The 22,074-nt window shown below is 41.3% G+C and carries 17 protein-coding genes; 8 read left to right on the top strand and 9 right to left on the bottom strand.

The genetic code is table 11. The features are described 5' to 3' along the window. Positions 1-17 precede the first annotated feature (17 nt). The 3 genes from tpiA to folE all read left to right on the top strand — a co-directional run bounded on the left by tpiA (position 18) and on the right by folE (position 1,934). Positions 18-776 carry a triose-phosphate isomerase gene (tpiA, locus tag KTR06_RS10450; protein WP_004307847.1) on the top strand — a complete coding sequence of 253 codons (759 nt, stop codon included), beginning with the start codon at positions 18-20 and terminating at the stop codon, positions 774-776. 110 nt (positions 777-886) lie between these two features. Continuing rightward, complete coding sequence (locus KTR06_RS10445; RefSeq protein WP_004307848.1) at positions 887-1,336, top strand: SPOR domain-containing protein; 450 nt, start codon at positions 887-889, stop codon at positions 1,334-1,336. Between the two features lie 7 nt (positions 1,337-1,343). Then, positions 1,344-1,934, top strand: coding sequence for a GTP cyclohydrolase I FolE (gene folE / locus KTR06_RS10440; protein WP_004324710.1), 591 nt, complete (start codon positions 1,344-1,346; stop codon positions 1,932-1,934). Positions 1,935-2,046: 112 nt separating this feature from the next. On the opposite strand, the gene dnaG is transcribed toward folE, so the two are convergent. The 9 genes from dnaG to recJ all read right to left on the bottom strand — a co-directional run bounded on the left by dnaG (position 2,047) and on the right by recJ (position 14,339). Next, positions 2,047-4,125: a DNA primase gene (gene dnaG, locus KTR06_RS10435; protein WP_217290331.1), complete on the bottom strand. Its 2,079-nt coding sequence runs from the start codon at positions 4,123-4,125 to the stop codon at positions 2,047-2,049. Positions 4,126-4,298: 173 nt separating this feature from the next. After that, positions 4,299-5,072 (bottom strand): prephenate dehydrogenase/arogenate dehydrogenase family protein, encoded by a 774-nt coding sequence (locus tag KTR06_RS10430; protein ID WP_004307851.1) that lies wholly within the window; start codon positions 5,070-5,072, stop codon positions 4,299-4,301. Positions 5,073-5,202: 130 nt separating this feature from the next. Beyond that, the gene (locus tag KTR06_RS10425; RefSeq protein ID WP_004307852.1) at positions 5,203-6,264 is read right to left on the bottom strand and encodes a bifunctional 3-deoxy-7-phosphoheptulonate synthase/chorismate mutase type II; all 1,062 of its coding nucleotides are present in this window, start codon (positions 6,262-6,264) and stop codon (positions 5,203-5,205) included. 108 nt (positions 6,265-6,372) lie between these two features. After that, entirely contained in the window at positions 6,373-7,551 is a 1,179-nt protein-coding gene (locus KTR06_RS10420; RefSeq protein WP_004307853.1) for a pyridoxal phosphate-dependent aminotransferase, read from the bottom strand. Continuing rightward, positions 7,526-8,374, bottom strand: coding sequence for a prephenate dehydratase (locus KTR06_RS10415; protein ID WP_004307854.1), 849 nt, complete (start codon positions 8,372-8,374; stop codon positions 7,526-7,528). Before KTR06_RS10415 ends, KTR06_RS10420 begins: the two co-directional genes overlap by 26 nt. A gap of 477 nt (positions 8,375-8,851) precedes the next feature. Further along, positions 8,852-9,298: a transposase gene (locus KTR06_RS10410; protein WP_004307855.1), complete on the bottom strand. Its 447-nt coding sequence runs from the start codon at positions 9,296-9,298 to the stop codon at positions 8,852-8,854. Between the two features lie 423 nt (positions 9,299-9,721). Further along, on the bottom strand, positions 9,722-10,684 hold the full coding sequence (locus tag KTR06_RS10405) for a tetratricopeptide repeat protein (RefSeq protein WP_004314619.1): 963 nt from the start codon (positions 10,682-10,684) through the stop codon (positions 9,722-9,724). A 39-nt stretch (positions 10,685-10,723) separates the two neighbouring features. Beyond that, complete coding sequence (locus tag KTR06_RS10400) at positions 10,724-12,628, bottom strand: ATP-dependent DNA helicase RecQ (RefSeq protein ID WP_004311061.1); 1,905 nt, start codon at positions 12,626-12,628, stop codon at positions 10,724-10,726. After that, the gene (gene recJ / locus KTR06_RS10395; protein WP_217290330.1) at positions 12,621-14,339 is read right to left on the bottom strand and encodes a single-stranded-DNA-specific exonuclease RecJ; all 1,719 of its coding nucleotides are present in this window, start codon (positions 14,337-14,339) and stop codon (positions 12,621-12,623) included. Before recJ ends, KTR06_RS10400 begins: the two co-directional genes overlap by 8 nt. 263 nt (positions 14,340-14,602) lie before the next feature. Here recJ and KTR06_RS10390 point away from each other — a divergent pair, with 263 nt between their 5' ends. The 5 genes from KTR06_RS10390 (at position 14,603) to KTR06_RS10370 (ending at position 22,070) form a co-directional block, all read left to right on the top strand. Next, positions 14,603-15,130, top strand: a complete 528-nt coding sequence (locus KTR06_RS10390; RefSeq protein ID WP_217290342.1) for an RNA polymerase sigma-70 factor — start codon at positions 14,603-14,605, stop codon at positions 15,128-15,130. A gap of 494 nt (positions 15,131-15,624) precedes the next feature. Continuing rightward, positions 15,625-18,405 (top strand): two-component regulator propeller domain-containing protein, encoded by a 2,781-nt coding sequence (locus KTR06_RS10385; RefSeq protein WP_217290329.1) that lies wholly within the window; start codon positions 15,625-15,627, stop codon positions 18,403-18,405. Positions 18,406-18,750: 345 nt separating this feature from the next. Beyond that, on the top strand, positions 18,751-19,776 hold the full coding sequence (locus KTR06_RS10380; protein ID WP_371745215.1) for a glycoside hydrolase family 43 protein: 1,026 nt from the start codon (positions 18,751-18,753) through the stop codon (positions 19,774-19,776). 45 nt (positions 19,777-19,821) lie between these two features. After that, entirely contained in the window at positions 19,822-20,340 is a 519-nt protein-coding gene (locus KTR06_RS10375) for a sigma-70 family RNA polymerase sigma factor (RefSeq protein WP_217290327.1), read from the top strand. A gap of 23 nt (positions 20,341-20,363) precedes the next feature. Beyond that, the gene (locus tag KTR06_RS10370; RefSeq protein WP_217290326.1) at positions 20,364-22,070 is read left to right on the top strand and encodes a DUF4979 domain-containing protein; all 1,707 of its coding nucleotides are present in this window, start codon (positions 20,364-20,366) and stop codon (positions 22,068-22,070) included. Positions 22,071-22,074: the final 4 nt, after the last annotated feature.

Here is a 22,074-nt window from a genome sequence, read left to right as displayed (position 1 = left end):
TTAAAATAAAAAACAAAATGAGAAAGAACATTGTTGCAGGAAACTGGAAAATGAACAAAACCCTTCAAGAGGGTATCGCTTTGGCTAAAGAACTGAACGAAGCATTGGCTAACGAAAAGCCTAACTGTGATGTAATCATCTGTACTCCGTTCATCCACCTGGCTTCTGTTACTCCGTTGGTAGACGCTGCTAAGATTGGTGTAGGTGCTGAAAACTGTGCAGACAAAGCATCAGGTGCTTATACAGGTGAAGTTTCTGCTGAAATGGTTGCTTCTACTGGTGCAAAATATGTAATTCTGGGACACTCTGAACGTCGTGCATACTACGGTGAAACAGTTGCTATCCTTGAAGAAAAAGTAAAATTGGCTTTGGCTAACGGTCTGACTCCGATTTTCTGTATCGGTGAAGTGTTGGAAGAACGCGAAGCTAACAAGCAAAACGAAGTAGTAGCTGCACAAATGGAATCTGTATTCTCTCTGTCGGCTGAAGACTTCTCTAAGATTGTATTGGCTTACGAACCGGTTTGGGCTATCGGTACAGGTAAAACTGCTTCTCCTGAACAAGCACAGGAAATCCATGCTTTCATCCGTTCTATCGTAGCTGACAAGTATGGCAAAGAAATCGCAGACAATACTTCTATCCTTTACGGTGGTAGCTGCAAACCTTCTAACGCTAAAGAATTGTTCGCTAACCCGGACGTTGATGGTGGTTTGATTGGTGGTGCTGCTCTGAAAGTATCTGATTTCAAAGGTATCATTGATGCTTTTAACGCATAATTAAAACTTCTTTCAGGCACGGATTTCACGGATTACACGGTATAGTTTAGTCCAAGAGATTTCGAAAACTGTGTAACCCGCGTAATCCGTGCCTAAATATTATTTATAGAATGAGAAAACTAGCTTTACTTACTTTGTTGTTGGTATTGGCAGTTGTCGGTGTACAGGCACAGGGCATTGTCAAAAGTCTGGAACGTAACGTTCCGGGACAAGGAAAGGTGACTATTCATCAAGATCCCCGTATTGAGGCTCTGATAGGGATGGAACGTCCTGCAACAGGTGAACAGAAAGTAATAAAGACTTCCGGATTCAGAATACAGGCGTATGCCGGTAATAATACTCGTCAGGCTAAGAATGATGCTTATCATGTAGCATCACGCGTTAAAGAGTATTTCCCTGAATTGACAGTATATACTTCGTTCAATCCACCTCGTTGGCTTTGTCGTGTAGGTGATTTCCGGAGCATTGAAGAGGCGGACGCAATGATGCGTCGGTTGAAGTCTACCGGTGTGTTCAAAGAGGTTTCTATTGTAAGAGACCAGATCAATATTCCTTTATAATCGTATCATGTTAGAAAAAGAAGAAATTGTTTCTCCGAATCTGGAGGAGTTGAAGAGTCATTATCGTAGTATTATAACTTTGTTGGGTGAAGATGCCGAACGGGAAGGGTTGCTGAAAACTCCGGAACGGGTGGCTAAAGCAATGTTAAGCTTGACGAAAGGGTATCACATGGATCCTCATGAAGTGCTTCGCTCTGCTAAATTCCAGGAAGAATACAGTCAGATGGTGATTGTGAAAGATATCGATTTCTTCTCCCTTTGCGAACATCACATGTTGCCGTTCTACGGGAAGGCACACGTGGCTTATATTCCTAACGGCTATATCACCGGGTTGAGCAAGATAGCCCGTGTAGTCGATATATTCTCTCATCGCCTGCAAGTGCAGGAACGCATGACACTGCAAATCAAAGAGTGTATTCAGGAAACACTGAATCCATTGGGTGTAATGGTGGTAGTGGAAGCCAAACACATGTGTATGCAGATGCGTGGTGTAGAAAAACAAAACTCTATTACTACTACTTCGGATTTTACCGGGGCTTTCAATCAGGCAAAAACTCGTGAAGAGTTTATGAATCTGATTCAACACGGGACTTTGTAGAGAAAACCTGGTAAGAGACGTTATTTGGTTTCGGTATCGGGGAAGGCAGACTTCGGTACCGATGAAGAGGGGGGGGGCACCGATGAAGACATCTCTCGGCACTGATGGGGAATCATCGCAGAACAACCCTGTCACCCAATCGTTTTGCCATGATGCTTTGTACGGTCTTCAACTCATTAAAGCGTTTCATAAGCGAGTCACATTTTTCATTATCATGGGCGAGAGCAGGATCTTGCAGGGCATAAAGCATGTGCTTCAATTCCTCTGTTACAATTGCATATTTGAAGTTAATCATTAACATCGGAACCATTTCATAGAGACGCTCTTCATCTGTTACAATCTTTTGGGATTTGGAGTGGTATTTACTAAGCTGATACCGCACATTAATCAAATCCACACTCAATTTACTGATTACCGGATCAGGATGTGCCAGAAAATAACGTTCAGCAATGAAATTGGAATCATGCATGTGTGCAGCAGCTTCCGATAACATTTGGCGGTGCAACGGATTATGAAAAGCTAACTCATCTTCTTTCAAATCATTAATCACATATTCTATAACGGTTACCGGAATCTCGTTTCCTTCTTCATCAGTCAGGTTACACATGATTTTTTCTCCATAACGAACTACCGCTTGTAATATCAGCCGTTCGAATTTGTAGAATTCTTGTCCTTCCTTTCCTTCCTGGGGGATAAAAGATGCATAGTTGTCTTCCTGCAGAGCGGGAGGAACCTCTGTATATCCGTTATCTATTTCAGGGGGCAACGGAATATCTCCGTTGGGCATCGGAGCATTTTCAGGCGGTATCCCTTGAGACATTGTAGCTGTTCTTTCAGCCATCCGGCGTTCCCGTTCCGTTTGTTCAGCTCGTTTCTCTGCTTGAGTTTCCCGTCTTTTGGCAACTTCCGATACCAACAGCTTATCTTCTACATGAAGTAGCTGTGCACATTCTTTGATATAGACATCTCTGACAATCGCTTCCGGGATAACAGAAATACTTTGCACCAAGTTACCAATCAGTTCCGCACGCTTGATGGGATCTTTTCCTGCATCCTCCAGCAGCAAGTTTGTTTTGAAGCGGATAAAGTCCGTTTCATGTTCAGAGATGAAAGCCTGGAATTCCGTTGAGTTATGTTTGCGGGCAAAAGAGTCCGGGTCGTCCCCATCGGGAAGAAGACAGACTTTGATATTCATACCTTCCTCCAATAACATGTCAATTCCCCGGATAGAGGCCTTGATACCCGCTGCGTCACCGTCGTAAAGCACAGTCATATTGTTGGTGAACCGGTGAATCATACGGATTTGTCCCGGTGTAAGGGCGGTTCCCGAAGAAGCAACCACATTCTCTATACCGGATTGATGCATGGAGATTACATCCGTGTAACCTTCAACCAAAAAACAACGGTCTTGTTTTACAATAGCCTGTTTGGCAAAATATATACCGTATAACTCGTTACTTTTATGATAGATTTCCGATTCGGGCGAATTGACATATTTAACTTTAACCCCTTTCGTTGCACTGGCAAGTACACGTCCGCCAAAAGCCACCACTTTACCGGAAAGCGTATGGACAGGGAAAATCACACGTCCCCAAAAACGATCCCGCAATCGGTGGTCATCCGTTTCATAGCAAAGTCCGGTTTTTACCAGATACTCCTTCTTATATCCTTTTTGGATTGCCTCTTTGGCGAATGCATCGTGACTTTCAGTACAGTAACCTAGTTGGAATTTCTCAATAATGTCATCGCGAAATCCACGGTTGCGGAAATAAGCCATACCGATGCTACGCCCGTCTATATGATTTTTTAGTATGTTTTGGAAATAATCGCGCGCAAAGTTATTGACGATAAACAGACTTTCACGTTCGCTTTGCACAAACTTCTCTTCATCGCTTAATTCCCGCTCCTTGATTTCAATATTGTATTTCTTGGCAAGGTACTTCAGCGCTTCCGGATATGACATCTGCTCGTGCTCCATAATGAAATGCACTGCGTTTCCACCTTTTCCACAAGCAAAACATTTGCATAATCCCTTGGCGGGAGAGACATAAAAAGAAGGGGTTTTATCACTATGGAACGGACACAAACCGACGTAATTGACACCACGTTTGCGCAGGGTGACAAAATCTGAAACGACATCCATAATTTGTGCCGCGTCCAATATTCGGTCTATGGTAACTTGATCTATCATTCTTTCTCCTGTGAATCCGTTTTTGCGGATACAAAGGTACACATAAAAAAATCCCCTGCAAACAAAAAAGTATGCAGAGGATCGTAAAATCTTGCCTATATAAGGGATGGTTCTGTAACCGGAGAGGCACACGGAAGATTATTATTTCCCCTGATCCCTCTCTATATAATGGATTATTTAATCTTCTCCCGAATCTTAGTCAGATACTTTTTCATTCCTTCTGCATCTTTGTTCTCAATAATTTCGAGAAGATTTTTCAACTCCGTGCGGATATTGGCTACCTGTCCCGGAGTGCGTGGGTTGAACAGGATTTCCTGAAGCAGGTAGTCGTCTTCGCTTAATAGGCCTTTGGCAATTGCCATGTGCTTCTTGAACGTAGTTCCCGGAGCTTCCTGATGTTTCATTACGGCAGCAAATACAAAAGTCGATACGAACGGAATAGAAAGCGAGTAAGCTACTGTTTCGTCGTGTTCGTCGAACGTATATTCGAAGATGTTCAAACGCAATGTCTGATAGAGATCTTTGAAGAATATTTTTCCCAGGTGGTCTCCTTCACTGATGATGATGGCATTTTCGCTGCTTAGATTACTAAGACTAGCAAAAGTAGGGCCAAACATCGGGTGGCTGGAGACATAACGGAAACCGCTTTCTTCATAAAACTTCTTCAGTCCTGTTTTTACAGAGGCAATGTCACTAATGATACAGTCTTTCGGTAACACAGGCAATACTTTATGAAAGGCATCCAGCGTGTACTTCACTGTAACGGCGTTAATAACCAGTTCCGGTTCAAAGTCCTTAATCTCCTCCAATGTGGTGAAACGATACGTGTTATAGACAAAACGCAACTGGTGCGGGTTGACGTCGAACACGGCCGTTTCATGTTGAAAGCTTAATATATCAGTAAAGAAAGAGCCCATTTTGCCGGCTCCAAGGATTAATATTCTCATAATGTTTATTTAAAAATCCTTTCCCTAACCCTCTCCCAAGGAGAACAGACTGAAAGTTACTCTTATCAATATGAACAGGAGGTTACTTTCTTTCCTCTCTTTGGAAGAGGGTTAGTGGAGAGACTGCTTTTTATTTATTAATAATTTCCATCTGTTGACGAACCGATTCTTCGTGGATGGCTTCGAAAATTTTCTTCATAAACTCGCTGTCCATACCACACTGTTCGCCCTGCGCGCCACGTTTTTCCAAGATTTCATTGTAACGTCCGGCTTGAAGAACGGTGATTCCATGCTCTTTTTTGTAAGTACCGATTTCGCGGGCTACGCGCATTCTTTTTGATAGTTCCTGAATGATATTGTCGTCACATTCGTCAATTTGTTTACGGAGTTGTGCCAGACTTTCGGTAGATTGCGTTTCAGTACGGATCACCAGCAGATTGAGGATATAGTCGAGTACGTCCGGAGTAACTTGTTGGGAAGCATCGCTCCAAGCGCAGTCAGGGTTACAGTGGCTTTCTACGATCAGACCGTCGAAGTTCAAGTCCATCGCCTGTTGGCAAAGCGGAGCTACTAATTCACGTTTTCCACCGATATGGCTCGGATCACAGAAAATCGGAAGATTAGGGATACGGCGGCGCAGTTCGATAGGAATATGCCATTGGGGAAGATTACGGTAGATTTTCTTGTCATAGCTGCTGAAACCACGATGGATAGCACCCAGACGTTTCAAACCAGCGTTGTTGATACGTTCCAGTGCTCCGATCCATAATTCGAGATCCGGGTTCACCGGGTTCTTAACCAATACAGGGATATCAACACCTTTCAGCGCATCAGCGATTTCCTGTACGGCGAAAGGATTGGCAGTGGTACGTGCGCCTACCCAAAGAATATCGATTCCCGCTTTCAGACATTCGTAAACATGTTTGGCTGTTGCTACTTCCGTAGAAACATACATTCCTGTTTCTTTCTTTACCTCTTTCAACCAGGCAAGACCTTCTACGCCGATACCTTCGAAACCTCCCGGTTTGGTACGCGGTTTCCAGATGCCGGCACGATATATTTTCTGTCCTTTTGCAGCCAGTTGTTTGGCTGTATCCATTACTTGTTCTTCAGTTTCTGCGCTACAAGGGCCGGCAATGACAATCGGTCTTTTAGCTTCAATGCCCGGTAATAAAATTGATTCGAGTTCCATATTCTTATTTGTTTTTATTCTTTTAATAACTTGTTTTCGTTGAAATTATTCTGTCTTATTATGCTGCTGTTTTCTTCTCTTTTTCTTTGAAGAGAGAACAACAGAAACCTATATTCTTTTTATTCTTTCCAGTGCTTCCGCCAGTTTATTGTCTTTGCAACAAAGAGAGATACGAATATATCTTGCTCCGTTACTGCCGAAAATAAATCCCGGAGTGATAAACACTCTTGCTTCATGCAGCACCTTTTCCGTCAGTTCCTCTACATCCTTGCAGGAAGCGGGAATCTTTCCCCAAAGGAACATTCCTACTTGCTTTTCGTCGTAGGTGCATCCCAATGTTTTCATAATCTCACCGGCGAGGTGACGACGGTTGCGATAGTTTTCGTTATTGCCTTCATACCAGTCTGCTTCTGCTTCAAGAGCAGTTGCTGCAGCCAGTTGCATGGCACGGAACATACCGCTGTCGATATTACTTTTCACTTTCAATATCCATTGCACGAATTCTGCGTTCGATGCCAACATACCGATACGCCAGCCGGGCATATTGTGACTCTTGCTCATAGAGTTGAACTCGATGCAACAGTCTTTGGCTCCCGGCACACTTAGAATACTGATAGGCTTATCGTTTAGGATAAAGCTGTACGGATTGTCGTTCACAATCACGATATTCTTTCGGCGGGCAAAATCAACAAGACGCTCATAGATTTCCGGAGTAGCATTGGCTCCTGTCGGCATATTCGGGTAGTTGGTCCACATCAGTTTTACACGACTAAGATCCATCTTTTCCAGTGCCTCAAAGTCGGGCATCCAACCGTCTTCTTCTTTCAGGTCATAGTTGATAACTTCCGCGCCAAGTATTTTACTTAAAGAAGTATAGGTGGGGTATCCCGGATTCGGGACTAACACCTGCTCACCCGGATTGACAAATGCCAGCGTAACATGGAGGATTCCTTCTTTCGAACCGATCAATGGTTGTATTTCCGTATTCGGATTCAGTTCCACTCCGTACCAGCGTTGATACCAATTGGCGAAACCTTTGCGCAGTTCGGGGATACCTACATACGGTTGATAACCGTGTCCGTTGGGATCATGAGCATTGTTGCACAATGTTTCGATGGTTTCCCTTGAAGGAGGCATATCGGGGCTTCCGATACCGAGGCTGATGACATCTTTTCCTTCAGCATTCATCTGTGCTACCTCTTTAAGTTTCTTTGAGAAGTAGTATTCGCTAACACTTGCCAATCTGTCGGCAGGAGCGATTTTATACGTTTGACTTTCCTTCTGCATATTCGCCTAATAATTTAAGTTCTTTGGTTAATGGAGTGATTGCGGCAATAGATTGCTTGTATCTTAGATAATCGTTGAAAGCTACATCTACGTAAAATTGGTATTCCCATTCCCGTCCGATGATTGGCAACGATTGGATTTTTGTCAGATTGATATTATAGAACGATAGAATAGACAAAACCTGTGACAGACTACCTTCTGTGTGCGGAAGAGTGAATACCATACTCGCTTTGTTGGTTGCGTTGACATGATGTTGGCGGAGTTCGTCCACTTGCCAGGGATCGGCAACTACCAGAAAACGGGTGAAGTTGTGTTTGTTCGTTTCAATGCCTTCCTGAAGAATTTTCATGCCGTAACGTTCGGCTGCTGCTTTGGAGCAGATAGCGGCATGGCCTTTCAGACTTTCATTCTTGATGATTTCCGCGCTGCGGGCAGTATCTTCACCTTCCACTACTTTCAACTGTGGGTGCTGATTCAGAAATTCGCGACATTGCATCAGGGCGATAGGGTGGGAGTTGACTTCAGTCAGGTCTTCCCAACTCTCATCAGGGAGACAGACAAAGCTGTGCGAGATACGCAGTTTGTATTCACCAATGATTTGTGTGCCGCTTTGTCGCAGCAACTCATTGTTGTGCAGCAAGCTTCCCGCAATCGTATTCTCGATGGCTAGCATTCCGATAACCTGGCTGTCTTTTCGTATCGAAGTAAACACGTCTTCGAAGTTGGCACAACAGATTAACTCTATTTCTTCTCCCTCGAAGTACTTGTGTGCGGCGATATCATGATATGAGCCGAGTGTTCCTTGAATTGCTATCTTTTTCATTGTTCTAATGTATTATATAAAAAAAATCCCGCGTCCATATTGGAGCGGGATTCATATGATTGATTTCTCTATTCAGTCCTTAAGCATCACTGTCACTTGATACATACAAACTCCCGCTCTACTTTGTTGCTAAAGTAAAAGTAAAAAAAGAAGTAATATGCATAAGTAAATGATTTCATTCGAATCTTTGTTTTTTGCTTTGGTTTCTAATTCTGGGGCAAAAGTAATAATTTTCTGTTAGATGCAAACAAAAAACGATATTTTTTTTGTTTTTTCATCAAAAACAAATGAAAAGGTTATTCTGTTTTGAGCTTTACATGTCGTCTTTCTCTGGTTTGCGTGTAGCCTTTTCTTTCATTAAGGCTGAAAGCCTTCTATTATATAGCGTAGGGCATCGCCCTACGTAAAAGCATACACCTAACATAAGCCCTGAAAGGGCGGGACTACTTGGACGTTTACGTCTTTCATAGTATGATTCTATATAAACTCTTCATTATATTCAACCTGATATTCTTTTAGAAACATTTTCAGTTCATCTTGGAAGGTCATTTTTTTGTGATGCTCTTTTTGTCCCAGAATATATCGAGTTACAGTCTCAACTTTTGATTGACTGACTGAGAAAGCTCCATATCCTTCTTGCCAGGAGAAATCATGATATGAGGGTCCTAAACTTTTTATCCATTTTGACGAACTACGTTTTACTTCTTCTACCATTTTGGATAATGCGATGTTTTTGTTGAGAATACATAGGATATGTATATGATTGGTAAATCCGCCTACTATGATAGGTGGGCAGTCTATGTTTTTCAGAATGCCGGAGATGTATTTGGATATTTCTGATAATTTATCCTCGTTTATACTGTCCTTCCTGTATTTAGTGCTGAAAGTCAGATGAATATAGTTCTTTGATAGGGATTGTGGCATATAGTTAGTTCATGTTCCGCCCTTTCAGGGCTTGTATTTGGGTTTTATAAATACGTAGGGCGATGCCCTACGCTATATAATGGAAGGCTTTCAGCCTTATCAATGTTGATGTCAATCTGTCCTGATAGTTTCTACGCTATATAATGGAAGGCTTTCAGCCTTATCAATGTTGATATCAATCCGTCCTGATAGTTTCTACGCTATATAATGGAAGGCTTTCAGCCTTATCAATGCTGATATCAATCCGTCCTGATAGTTTCTACGCTATATAATGGAAGGCTTTCAGCCTTATCAATGTTGATGTCAATCCGTCCTGATAGTTTCTACACTATATAATGGAAGACTTTCAGCTTATCAAGCTGATATCAATCCGTCGTTTCTGATAGTTCCTACACTATATAATGATAGGCTTTCGGTCTTATTTTAAAAGATTCCCGGCAGTGCCTCCGGTTTCGGTCCCAAGTTTTTGAATTCTCCATTCAGACCAGCTTCCTCCTTCGGATTCAGTTCCAAAGACTTCTTCATGTCCTCTACAGAACCATCCTTATCACCATTCAGCAATTTAGCACGTCCGCGTTCTTTGTAGGCCTCTGCAAAGTTCGGATTCAGTTCGATGGCTTCATCAAACAGTCCGATGGCTTCCGTCAGCTTCTTCTGATTGATATAAAGTTGTCCTAAGTAAAGGTAAGCCTGTTCGTTGAACGGGTTTATTTCCGTCACCAGTTTGTAATCCTCTTCCGCTTCTTCGCCCTGACCGTTGGATTCTTTCACTTTTCCACGCAGGAGCATGGCAGTTTCTTCCTCCGGATTTTGAGCAAGTACAGCGTCTATATCCTCCATCATTTCTTTATACTGTTTCAGGTTCAGCAAAGCTTCTGCACGTAGCAGGCGGGCTTCGATGAAATCGTCTTTCAAAGTGATCGCTTTGGTGAGATGGGCAATGGTCATTAGGTCGTCGTTTTGTCCCTTACGGGCTTTTCCTAGCAGATAATGAGCTACGGCATTTCCTTCCTCAATGGCAATTGCTTTATTGGCAGCCTCTTCCATGGCCTGATAATCTTCCTGGATAAAGCATACATTTGCCAGTGTCAGGAAAGTACTCGTGAGATGAGGTTCCATGGCAGCCATTTTTTCCAACAGTTCGCGGGCTTTTGCCGTTTCTCCCATTTGAATGTAGAGTTGGCTAAGATAACCCATTGTTTCAAACTCTTTCTGGATGGCAAGAGCTTCTGTAAAACATTTTACTGCATAATCCGGACGTCCCATGCGTTGCGCACGTAAACCGTCATATTTGAAAATCTCGAAATTTTTCTGATCGTTTTTCTGTTTTTCACTTTCCGGAGTTTCCGACTTACCGGAGAAGAAAGATTTAAAAAAGTTCGGCATGACTGTGTTATTTTTGAGTTACCTTGCAAAGGTAGTAACTTATTTTGAAATATGTATCATTCCATCCTGCATCTTCCATTCACCTTCCTCCAATAAATATTGGATGACTTCACTGACTCTCTCTTTCTCCGCTTCTATTTTCTCGGCTATTTCTGCCGGCGTATGCGGTTTTTGGGCAAGTAATTCTGCTATTTTCTTTTTCAGTTCTTCAAGAGACTCCCCGGTCAGCGTATCTGTTGCACGGTGACTAAGGCAAACATCACATTGTCCGCAGTTATGCTCGTTTTTCTCTCCGAAGTAGCGGAGCAGCATCCGGCTTCGGCACACATTCTCCGAAATGACATATTCTTCCATCGCCTTGATGCGAGCTTCATACCGAGCTTTACGCTCTTCGTAGACAGCAGGGGGGATGTGCACAAAACGAAGTTCCTGCCGTTCGCGCGTATATATAATATAAGGAGTCTTTTTGTGCGGAATATAATCCACGATGCGACGTTTGGTAAGCGTGACCAATATGTTATAAATCTGTTCACGGGTCAGTCCGGTACGTACGGACAGGGTGGCTTCGCTGATATAGGCATAATCGGTAAACACTCCGGTGTACGAACGGAGAATCATCTGTATCAGAGCTTCCGCTTCCGTTCCCATTTCCCGCAGTTTGTACAGTTCGTCCCGGCGAATCGTAAAAAGAATACGGGAAGCGTTGTCCTGTTCGTCCGTATATTCCAGATAACCTGCTTGAGTCAGTATCTTCAGCGCACTGTCTACCGGAACCGGGAAGTATTTGAACTTCCGGCAAAACTCTTCCAGGTTAAATTCACGTACACATTGGAAACCGTCGCCCATTGCCATCTGATAGTAATATTGCAGATGCTCGTACACATTGAGGATATATTCTTTATCGGGAAAAGTATCCACTACACGCCTGTGTAACGTCGTTCTGTCCGTTTTAGTATATAAGATTACGGCATACGCTTTCTCACCGTCTCTTCCTGCACGTCCGGCTTCCTGAAAGTAGGCTTCGAGAGAATCAGGGAGGTCAAGATGTAATACGATACGCACATCAGGCTTATCGATCCCCATGCCAAAGGCATTGGTAGCTACCATCACGCGAACTTCTCCGCTTTGCCAGCGTTTTTGACGGAGGTCCTTTACGGCATTATCCAGTCCGGCGTGATAAAAGTCGGCGGTGATATCTTCATTTACCAGTAATTCGGTGATTTCTTTGGTCCGTCGTCTGTTGCGGACATAGATAATGGCGCTGCCCGGTACCTTTCGTAAGATATGCAACAGTTCTTGAGTCTTGTTATCCGTTTGCCGTACCATATACGCCAGGTTTTTCCGCTCGAAACTCATGCGGAAAACATTCTCTTCACGGAAATCCAAGCGAGCTTGAATATCTTTCACCACTTCCGGAGTGGCGGTGGCGGTCAGTGCCAATACCGGAATTCCCGGTAACAGCGCCCGTATTTCGGCAATTTTCAGGTAAGCGGGGCGGAAGTCATATCCCCATTGTGAGATACAGTGACTTTCGTCAACCGTAATCATAGAGACTTTCATCGACCGCAGTTTGGTGCGGAATATGTCCGTGTCCAGACGTTCCGGAGAAATATAAAGGAATTTGTAATCACCGAAGATGCAGTTTTCAAGTGCAGTGAGAATTTCCTGCCGCGTCATGCCGGAGTATACGGCAAGGGCTTTGATGCCACGTTTGCGGAGATTCTGCACCTGGTCTTTCATCAGGGCGATGAGCGGAGTAATGACAATGCAAATTCCTTCCTGGGCGAGAGCAGGCACTTGAAAGGTGATGGACTTACCGCCTCCGGTAGGCATGAGCCCCAGTGTATCTTTGCCTTCGCCGATACTGGTGATGATCTCCTCCTGCAAGTCGCGGAAGGAGTCATATCCCCAATATTGTTTTAATATCTCCTGATACTTATTCAATCGGCTTTATATCCTCGATTTGAAGTTGAACTTCGCCACGCTTATGCGTGTTTTCTTCAATGGTGTAACAGATGTCGAACGAACGTTTCGTTTTGATATAGCGCACGTGCGAACTCTGTCCGAACGCAATACCGTTCATTACATTATTCGATTTATTATCAACCAGTTCGAGCTTGATATGTTCCTGGTCGCGTCCCACTACTTTACTCGTTCCATAATCATAGACGTGATGAGTACAGAAAATGGGTTTCGTGTTGTCGGGGCCGAAAGGATTAAACTTCTTCAGGTCGTTGAAGAATTTGGACGAAATATCCCTGAAGTCGATTTCAGCATCAATCTCGATGACGGCACTGGTTTGTTCCGGCAGGATATGCTGTGAAACGTAGTCTTCGAACCGTTTGGTAAAAGCATCCACATTCTCCACTTTCATTGATAGTCCGGCGGCGTATGTATGTCCTCCGAAGTTTTCCAGCAGGTCGCGGCAATGCTCGATTGCTTTATATACATCGAAGCCGGAAACAGAACGTGCGGAGCCTGTCGCCATGTCATCTGTCCGTGTCAGTACCACGGCAGGGCGGTAGTACACTTCCGTCAGGCGGGAAGCTACGATACCGATTACTCCTTTGTGCCATTCTTCGTTGTAGAGCACAATAGAGCGGCGGTCGGCTAATCCTTCCAGATTGGCAACGATGTTGTTTGCTTCCTCCGTCATACTCTTGTCGAGGTCTTTCCGGGTTTCGTTGTACTGGTTGATTTGTCCGGCTTTCTCAAGTGCCACCGAGAAGTCTTTTTCCGTCAGCAGGTCTACTGCTTCTTTTCCGTTCTGGATACGTCCCGACGCATTGATGCGCGGTCCGATTTTAAACACAATATCGCTGACAGTGATTTCTTTTTCAGAAAGTCCGCATACATTGATAATGGCCTTCATACCGATACTCGGGTTACTGTTCAGTTGTTTCAGACCGTGGTAGGCGAGAATACGGTTTTCACCCATAATCGGAACGATGTCCGATGCGATACTCACGGCTACGATGTCGAGCAACGGAATCAGATGATGGAATTCGATACCGTTACTAATGGCGAACGCCTGCATAAACTTGAAACCGACTCCACAACCGGAAAGGTGGGTGTACGGGTACGTATTGTCCAGGCGTTTGGCGTTCAATATAGCTACGGCAGGCGGGAGAATATCATCCGGCACGTGATGGTCGCAGATGATAAAGTCAATCCCTTTTTCTTTGGCATACGTGATTTCCTCTACTGCTTTTATTCCGCAATCGAGTACAATAATCAGTCCTACACCGGTTTCAGCGGCGTAGTCCACTCCTTTTTTAGAAATGCCATACCCTTCGTTGTATCGGTCGGGTATGTAGTAATCAAGGTTCGAATAGAACTGTTGAATAAACTTGTAGACCAATGCCACGGCAGTAGTACCGTCTACGTCATAATCTCCATAAATTAGAATACGTTCTTTCTTTCCCATCGCCCTGTTCAGACGTTCTACTGCAATATCCATATCCTTCATCAGGAACGGATCGTGCAGGTCGGGCAACTGCGGGCGGAAAAACTTCTTGGCATCTGCTGCCTTCGTAATTCCCCGCTGTACCAAAAGTTGTCCAAGAATCGGGCTAATCCCTAATTCCTGGGCCAATGTCTGGCTTATCTCTGCCTGTTCGGGTGTAATGGGTCGATAATTCCATTTGTGATTCATTTTATATATTGTTTTTTCTTTTTCTGTTCTCAAGGGTTGGAAAGGCACTTCTTCCCAACAAGGGGTAAAAGTACGAAAAAAAGCGGAAGTGTATAGTAGATAAGACGAAAATATTTCAAGGGCAGTGGAAAACCGGAAGTTTGATATGGGGTGTCTTTTAGTTTTTATAGTTGATTTTTGGAAGATAACTTTTTTGGTTTATCTTTGCTTCACCAATAAGAATCTGATAAATGAGAAAGCCGGGTAACGTCACAGACTCCAATATGACATTTGATAATATCTATTCAGAGTATTATCAACGTTGCTTTCTATTCGCCAAATCCTATCTCCATGATGAAATGCTGTCGAAAGATATAGCTTCCGAAGCGATGATTACCTTATGGACTACGATGAAAACGGAAGAAGTGGATAATATCCGTGCTTTCTTGATGACCGTAGTAAAGAACCAATCGTTGAATCATCTGCGAAACGAACATCTGCGGATGGAAGCTCGTGAGAATATCCTGAATGACGAACTCTATGAGCTTGACTTCCGCATCTCTTCTTTGGACGCCTGCAATCCGACGGATATTTTCTCGGAAGAGATTAACAGGATTGTCAACAGAACATTGGATACATTGCCGCTACAAACCCGGAATGTTTTCAGAATGAGCCGCTATGAGAACAAATCTATAAAAGAAATAGCCGATACGTTGAATATCAGCGTCAAAGGTGTCGATTATCATATCGGTAAGGCATTGAAGGCTTTACGCGCTAATTTGAAGGACTATCTTTATTTCTTCCTCTTTTAGAAAGGTATCGCTGTTCCGGAATCCCTGTCCTGCCTGACTCCTTCCTTGTCCAATACCACTTTACTTCCAATTAGTTAATAGATAACTTCTTTTGCATTAAGAATAAACTTCTTCTTCATTAGCGGCAAACTTGTTTTTGGTTAATATTAAACTATAAATGCAAGTTCCGTTTTTATAAACGAAAGCTTTGATTATAAAAACGGAACTTGCATTTATATAATCAAAGCTTGCGTTTATAGTTTGTAATTAGGCAAATACAACTTTGCTGTTAGACTAAAGGAAATTTGCATCTAATAGACAGCAACTTTTCTATTAATAGATAAGGGGAGAAGAAGCAGTACTTTTGATTTATAACTGTACTAGAATTGAGTATTAGGTGTGGTAATCCCAATAATAATACTCTTGGAAAAACAAAAACAAGTATTATAAGATAACTGAATATCTGTTTTTTGCTATCTTTGTTTTCCCGATGCAATGATTATAAAGTAAAGACTATGAAAAATAGATTGATAGGTTACCTTTTAGTATCAATATTTAGTATTTCGATTTATGCTCAGTCCAATGTGTTTCGTGGACTATCAGGAGCAGAAGGACTTTCGGATTTGGTGATCGGTGCCCTTTATAAAGATTCTTGTGGGTATCTGTGGATAGGGACGGCTACTTCGGTGGAGCGTTTTGATGGAGTACATCTTAAACATTATCCAATATATGCTTCCAGTGAAAGAATGAAATGGGTGAATGCTATTGTTGAGACAACAGGAAATCAGTTATGGGTAGGAACTGATGGCGGGTTTTGGCAAATAGGGCAGGATAGGGTAGAACGAGTGGCTCCGGAGATAATAAAAAATGGAGTTCGTTCTGTTATAAAAGATAATCAGAACACTTTATATATTGGTAGTGAAACCGGTCTTCATATACTGAAAGATGGAAAAATAGAAACTATTTTGTTAGATACAAATATTTTCTCTTCCGCTAACTTTATAATAGGACTATATCTGAAAGGGGAAATATTGTGGCTAATAACCAAGAATGGTCTGTATTCTATGGGATTGGATAACAGGCAAATTACTCATTATGCAAATAATTTAGTAGAAAGCGAAGCTGACTTTTCATATCGGAATATTACATGTATAGATTCTACATTGTATTTGGGAACAATGGAACATGGGCTCTTGAGTTTTGATATGCATACACGTAAGTTTCAGCACTACCTTAGTTTGGGATGTAATGTGATTAGAGCTTTATCTTGTGATGGGAAGGATATCCTTTATGTGGGGACTGATGGGAATGGCGTGCATTTTGTTTCTACAAAAAAAAATAAGGTTGTCCGTTCCTTCTGTTATGACCCGGAGAATGGAAAAGGATTACGTTCCAACTCTGTTTATTCACTATTGGTAGACCGTGAAGGGATAATATGGGTCGGATTGTGCCAATTAGGATTAGACTATACGGTTTACCAAAGTGGATTATTCTCGGTTTATAGTACTCCGTACTTTACCTCAAAAGATATACCGATCCGTACTATATATATAGGTAAGGACGAGAAATTAATAGGTTCCCGTAACGGGCTGTTTTATATAAATGAAAATGAAAACTGTGTGACAAGATTTACCTCTCCGCAATTGCGTTCCAGTATAATAGCTTGTAGTTATGTATTGCAAGGTAAAGTGTATATTGGGACGTATGGTGGTGGAATGTACGTGTTTGATTTGCATACGAAAGAAATAAGAGATTTTGCACCGGAACAGCCGATACCTTTTGTGAACGGGCATATATTCTGTATGAATGCTGATAAGGATGATAACCTATGGATTGGAACGTCGGCAGGGATTTATCGTTATAAAGATGGAAAGCAAATGAAGCATTTTTCCAGCAGTAACTCTCATTTGCCGGAAGGAAATATTTATGTAATCTATTTTGATTCTACTCATAAAGGATGGATATGCACGGAAAAAGGAATTTGCATATGGGATCCTCTTTCTGATTCTATAAAAAGGACAGGTGTTTTTCCTGACGAATTTGTACATGAAGAGAAAATTTGCGGAATGTATGAAGATTCGAAGCATGAACTTTATTTTTTGCCATACAAAGGGAACATATTCATATCAGATTTATCTATGGAGCGTTTTCGAAGGGTACAACCTAATACCCTTTTGGAAGGAAAAGATGCCATGTTTGTGATAGAAGATAAGCAAGGGTGGCTGTGGATAGGAACAAATAACGGGTTGTATCGATATGACAAAGAAGATACTTTCATTCCCTATAATTTTGCAGACGGGATTCCTAGTCCTGTTTTTTTAGCTTGTGCTCCGGTGATAGATGAGGATGGCAGTATATGGTTTGGAAATGCACGAGGGCTGATTAGTTTGCCCGCTGATTGGGAAAATAAAAAATATAAGTTGGATTATTCAACAGTCATCTCTGCTATTCGCGCGAATGGGGAACAGATAGATGCTCCGATTATTAAAAACAAAGATGGAATATATGAAGTCTCATTAGATGCGTCTCAGAATAATGTGACAATTTGTTTTTCCGGACTTGTGTTTACGAATCCTGATTATATGTCCTATGAATGCCGGATGGAAGGTGTAGATAAAAGTTGGAAAGTTCTTACAGGAAAGTCCGAAATGACTTTTTATGATTTGTCCTCGGGCAACTATACATTCAAAGTGCGTCGTGCCGGAGATGCTGGTTCTGAAACATGTTTGCATATTCATTTGTCTTCACCAGTTTCTTTAAAAACTGTGGGGATTATCCTACTCTCTATTATGCTGTTACTTTCATTTGCTTATTATGCTTGGATGAAGAAAAAAGAGAAAATGAAAACTGCTATATCGGGAGGAGTAGAAATGCTGAATAGGCAAGAAGATGCAGACTTGCTGATAGAAGAAAAATATAAGACTAGTAATTTCTCTGTTGAAGAGTGTAAGGACTTGTTTGAAAAATTGGAGAAGGTAATGCGGGAAAACAAGCCATATACAAATCCGGATTTGAAAATTGCAGATTTGGCTTCTATTATGGGAGTCTCTTCTAATACTTTGTCGTATCTGTTTAATCAGTATTTGAAACAAAATTACTATAACTATATTAATGATTATCGCATTGCAGAATTTAAACGTTTAGTGAGCAAAGGCGAACATGCCAAATATACACTGAATGCTTTAATGGAATCGTGTGGATTCAGTTCGAGAACTTCTTTTTTCCGTTATTTTAAAAAAGCAAATGGTATAACTCCTGCAGAGTATATTAAGCTGCAGGAAGATGCTAAGATTTAGCTCCTTTTTCTCCTTTTTTTTTACTTTTCTCTTCTTATAGAGTCTCATATAATAATTTGAGACTCTGGGTTTACTATGTCTAATTTATTGTTTATCAGTGTATTGCCTCTGGTTTGTGTTCTGCTTTATAGAGTGAAATATTTGTGAGATAGGAAGGCTGTATTTTTAATTTTTTCGATTCTATATTTGCATCATGGAGTTTAGATAAAAACAAATTCTTTTTCTGGAAATGATAATGAATTCAGAGTACTGGAGAAAGAAACGGAACAGAATTGAAAAATCATTTAATACTTAGAATAGATGAAGGTTTTAGTATTTTGTATATTACTATGCAGTGTCTTTTCAATGAAAGCACAAAATTATCAATGTTTTTCTCCCGGGCAATTGTGGAAAGATAATAATGGTGTGCATATAAATGCACATGGTGGTGGAATGTTGATTTATAAAAAGACTTATTATTGGTTTGGTGAACATAAAATAGAAGGAAAAACAGGTAATACGGCACAGGTTGGTGTACATTGTTATTCTTCTAAAGACTTGTACAACTGGACTGACGAAGGGATTGCATTGCAAGTAGATGATGATATAAATAGTGATATTCAAAAAGGATGTATTCTTGAACGCCCTAAAGTTATTTATAATTCTAAAACAAAGAAATTCGTCATGTGGTTTCATCTGGAACTGAAGGGGAATGGATATAGGAGTGCACGGGCAGGTATTGCTATCGCAAATAAAGTGACCGGTCCTTATCGTTTTATTCGTAGTACTCGGGCTACTCCCGGATGTTTTCCTGTTAATGTAGATAATAATGAAATAGGAGGAAAGCATATATATGTGCGTGATTTAAATAATGGTCAGATGGTGCGTGACCAGCAATTATTTGTAGACGATGATGGAGTTGCTTATCATATATTTGCTTCAGAAGATAACCGTACTTTGCATATCGCAGAGCTAACTGATGACTATTTGGATTATACAGGAAAATACGTAAGAGTGTTTGAAGAACGGTATATGGAGGCACCGGCTTTGTTTAAAAAAGATGGTCTTTATTATTTTATGGGTTCCGGGTGTACCGGCTGGGCCCCTAATGCAGCACGTAGTGCAGTGGCTCCTTCTATTTGGGGCCCATGGACTGAATTAGGGAATCCATGTGTGGGTGAGAACTCGGAAAAAACGTTCTATTCTCAAAGTACCTACATTCTCCCGGTTCAAGGGAAAAAGAATGCATTTATCTATATGGGTGATAGGTGGAAACCTAATAATCCGATAGATGGAAGATATATTTGGCTGCCTATTCAGTTTGAGGAAAACAAGTTTAAAATAAAATGGATGGATCAATGGGATTTGAACTTTTTTAGTTCGGAATATTGATAATTTGATTTCCAGAATAAAGTTCACCAAAAAAACATTAGAGGAATGAAAGACACAATAATTACATCTACCCAGTTGATTGCTGATTTTTATGTAAAGTATCATCGGTTAGTTAATCTTTATATTTATTATAAGATAGGTAATAAAGAAGATGCGGAGGATTTGTCACAAGATGTGTTTCTGCGTTTGATGGATTATGATCAAATGCTCCGCGAAGATACTATAAAGTCATTTATATTCACAATTTCCCATAACCTGATTATTGATTATCTGCGTCGTTTATATAAAGAAAGAGCTGCTTCTTCTTATATGTATGAGTATATGGAGAGATATACGGAAGAGGCGGAAAACCGTATGATAGCTGATGACCTGTTGTCTCGTGAAAAATATAAATTGAGTTTGTTGCCACCTCAACGTAGAGCGGTTTATGTAATGAATCGTTTTGAAGGAATGTCTTCCCGCGAGATTTCTCAGAAACTTAATATTTCACCTCGTACGGTTGAAAACCATTTGCTTACCAGTCGTAAGGAAGTGCGTGAATATATGAGAAAGTATGTAATATGATTAACCCTAAAATATTTATACCCATGAAAAGATTTTTATTATTTACGTTAACCAGCTTGTCGTTTTCCTTATCATCATGTAGTGATAATGGAATTCAATTAGTGCCGGAAAAGAATGACAAGGTTCAGATTGCTGTCGATCCGAATAATTTTTCGTTTAAGCATCCCGGTATAGTACATACTGATGACGATTTTGCCCGGATGAAAAGAGTGATAGAGGCTCGGGAATATCCTGGATATGGTTCTTATGAGAGTTTAAAGGAGAGTGCTCTCGCTTCGTCCAATTATACGATGAATGGGCCGTTCGAATATATATCTGCTCGAAACGAAGGAGTTTGGACAGATAATAGATCTAAAGTTACGAATGATTTTAATGCTGCAGTTCAAAATGCTATTATGTGGAAACTTACAGGTGAAGTTGCACATGCTGAAAAAGCCAAAGAAATACTGCTTGCATATGCCGGAACGCTTAAAAGTATTCCTGATATACAAGACTGTGCGCTGAATACCAGCCTTGCCTTTTCCCCTGCCTATGCTGCTGAAATATTGAAGTATTCTTATTCAAACGGTATTACGGGTGAGGACATTCAGAAAATAGGAAAAATGCTGTCTGAAGTTTTTGTTGCTACAATGGAAAAGACCTTTTATTCGGTGGCGCCGTATTCGAATGGAAACTGGGGAGCGAGTGTGAATAAAGGATATATGGCATGTGCTATTTTTCTTGATGATGTAAAACGATTCAACCGTGCTCTGGATTATTACTTGAACGGACATGACAATGGAACAATAACCAATTACATAGACCACACCACAGGGCAATGTCAAGAGAGCGGCAGAGACCAGGCGCATCCGGCATTTGGATTAGGATGTATGGCAGCTACTTGTGAAATGGCATACAAACAAGGTATTGACCTGTATGAACTATTTGACAATGCGCTTTTGAAGGGGTTTGAGTATATGGCTCAATATAATTGGGGCTATGAAGTACCTTTTAAAACATGGACGGATGTGACCGGAAAATATTGTAGTTGGAATGTAATATCAACGGCTAATCGTGCTCAAATAAAACCCATATTTGAGAATGTCTATAATCATTATGTTATCCGCAAGGGGTTAAAAATGCCTTATACAGAAGAGGTTTTGAAAGAATTGCGTCCTGAAAGTGACAAAAATAATGGTGGTGAGCATTTGGGATACGGTTCGTTACTCTTTTATGAAGGTGGTGTACTTACTCCTTCGGAAAATAAGAATGGGTTGATTGATGATGTTTTTGACAAATCTTTGAAAGGATGGGCATCAGAAACTGCCGGTGCATCCGCTGTTGTGGAAGATGGCAAGATGGTTATAAGCATGTCATTGAGCAGCGGAGCTTACAGAGGTGATTTTGCTCGTTATATCGCAACTCTTCATGCGGGGAAATATCCTATATTAGCTATTAAAATCAGTAGTGATTTAGGGCTGAATGATAAAGGAGTACCTTATACTTGCACATTTGAAACGGAGAAAGGAAACTTTGGCAATAATTATTATGTGTGTTCCGGGAAGATCGGCGATGTACAGTATTATGACTTAAGAGAGAAGCCGTTTGGCAAAGACTTTATGGTGCCTACTGATAAGCCGTGGTCTACCCGAATCCGTTTTAAAATGCCGGGATTATCTGTTCCTGCTTATACGGTCGACTGGATAAAAACGTTCTCTTCTCTGGATGAACTGAAAAATTATCTGAAGTAATTGT

The organism is Bacteroides sp. MSK.20.12, from assembly GCF_019052435.1.
GTDB classification, from domain to species: Bacteria; Bacteroidota; Bacteroidia; order Bacteroidales; family Bacteroidaceae; genus Bacteroides; species Bacteroides xylanisolvens.
This window is presented reverse-complemented; position numbering and strand designations above follow the sequence as displayed.

What these genes read in the sequence shown, in the direction of transcription:
- KTR06_RS10410 (WP_004307855.1), bottom strand. Translation starts at nt 9,298, where the DNA reads ATGCCACAATCCCTATCAAAGAACTATATTCATCTGACTTTCAGCACT.
- KTR06_RS10390 (WP_217290342.1), top strand. Translation starts at nt 14,603, where the DNA reads ATGACATTTGATAATATCTATTCAGAGTATTATCAACGTTGCTTTCTA.
- KTR06_RS10385 (WP_217290329.1), top strand. Translation starts at nt 15,625, where the DNA reads ATGAAAAATAGATTGATAGGTTACCTTTTAGTATCAATATTTAGTATT.
- folE (WP_004324710.1), top strand. Translation starts at nt 1,344, where the DNA reads ATGTTAGAAAAAGAAGAAATTGTTTCTCCGAATCTGGAGGAGTTGAAG.
- KTR06_RS10380 (WP_371745215.1), top strand. Translation starts at nt 18,751, where the DNA reads ATGAAAGCACAAAATTATCAATGTTTTTCTCCCGGGCAATTGTGGAAA.
- recJ (WP_217290330.1), bottom strand. Translation starts at nt 14,339, where the DNA reads ATGAATCACAAATGGAATTATCGACCCATTACACCCGAACAGGCAGAG.
- KTR06_RS10415 (WP_004307854.1), bottom strand. Translation starts at nt 8,374, where the DNA reads ATGAAAAAGATAGCAATTCAAGGAACACTCGGCTCATATCATGATATC.
- KTR06_RS10425 (WP_004307852.1), bottom strand. Translation starts at nt 6,264, where the DNA reads ATGGAACTCGAATCAATTTTATTACCGGGCATTGAAGCTAAAAGACCG.
- KTR06_RS10420 (WP_004307853.1), bottom strand. Translation starts at nt 7,551, where the DNA reads ATGCAGAAGGAAAGTCAAACGTATAAAATCGCTCCTGCCGACAGATTG.
- KTR06_RS10405 (WP_004314619.1), bottom strand. Translation starts at nt 10,684, where the DNA reads ATGCCGAACTTTTTTAAATCTTTCTTCTCCGGTAAGTCGGAAACTCCG.
- dnaG (WP_217290331.1), bottom strand. Translation starts at nt 4,125, where the DNA reads ATGATAGATCAAGTTACCATAGACCGAATATTGGACGCGGCACAAATT.
- KTR06_RS10445 (WP_004307848.1), top strand. Translation starts at nt 887, where the DNA reads ATGAGAAAACTAGCTTTACTTACTTTGTTGTTGGTATTGGCAGTTGTC.
- KTR06_RS10430 (WP_004307851.1), bottom strand. Translation starts at nt 5,072, where the DNA reads ATGAGAATATTAATCCTTGGAGCCGGCAAAATGGGCTCTTTCTTTACT.
- KTR06_RS10375 (WP_217290327.1), top strand. Translation starts at nt 19,822, where the DNA reads ATGAAAGACACAATAATTACATCTACCCAGTTGATTGCTGATTTTTAT.
- KTR06_RS10370 (WP_217290326.1), top strand. Translation starts at nt 20,364, where the DNA reads ATGAAAAGATTTTTATTATTTACGTTAACCAGCTTGTCGTTTTCCTTA.
- tpiA (WP_004307847.1), top strand. Translation starts at nt 18, where the DNA reads ATGAGAAAGAACATTGTTGCAGGAAACTGGAAAATGAACAAAACCCTT.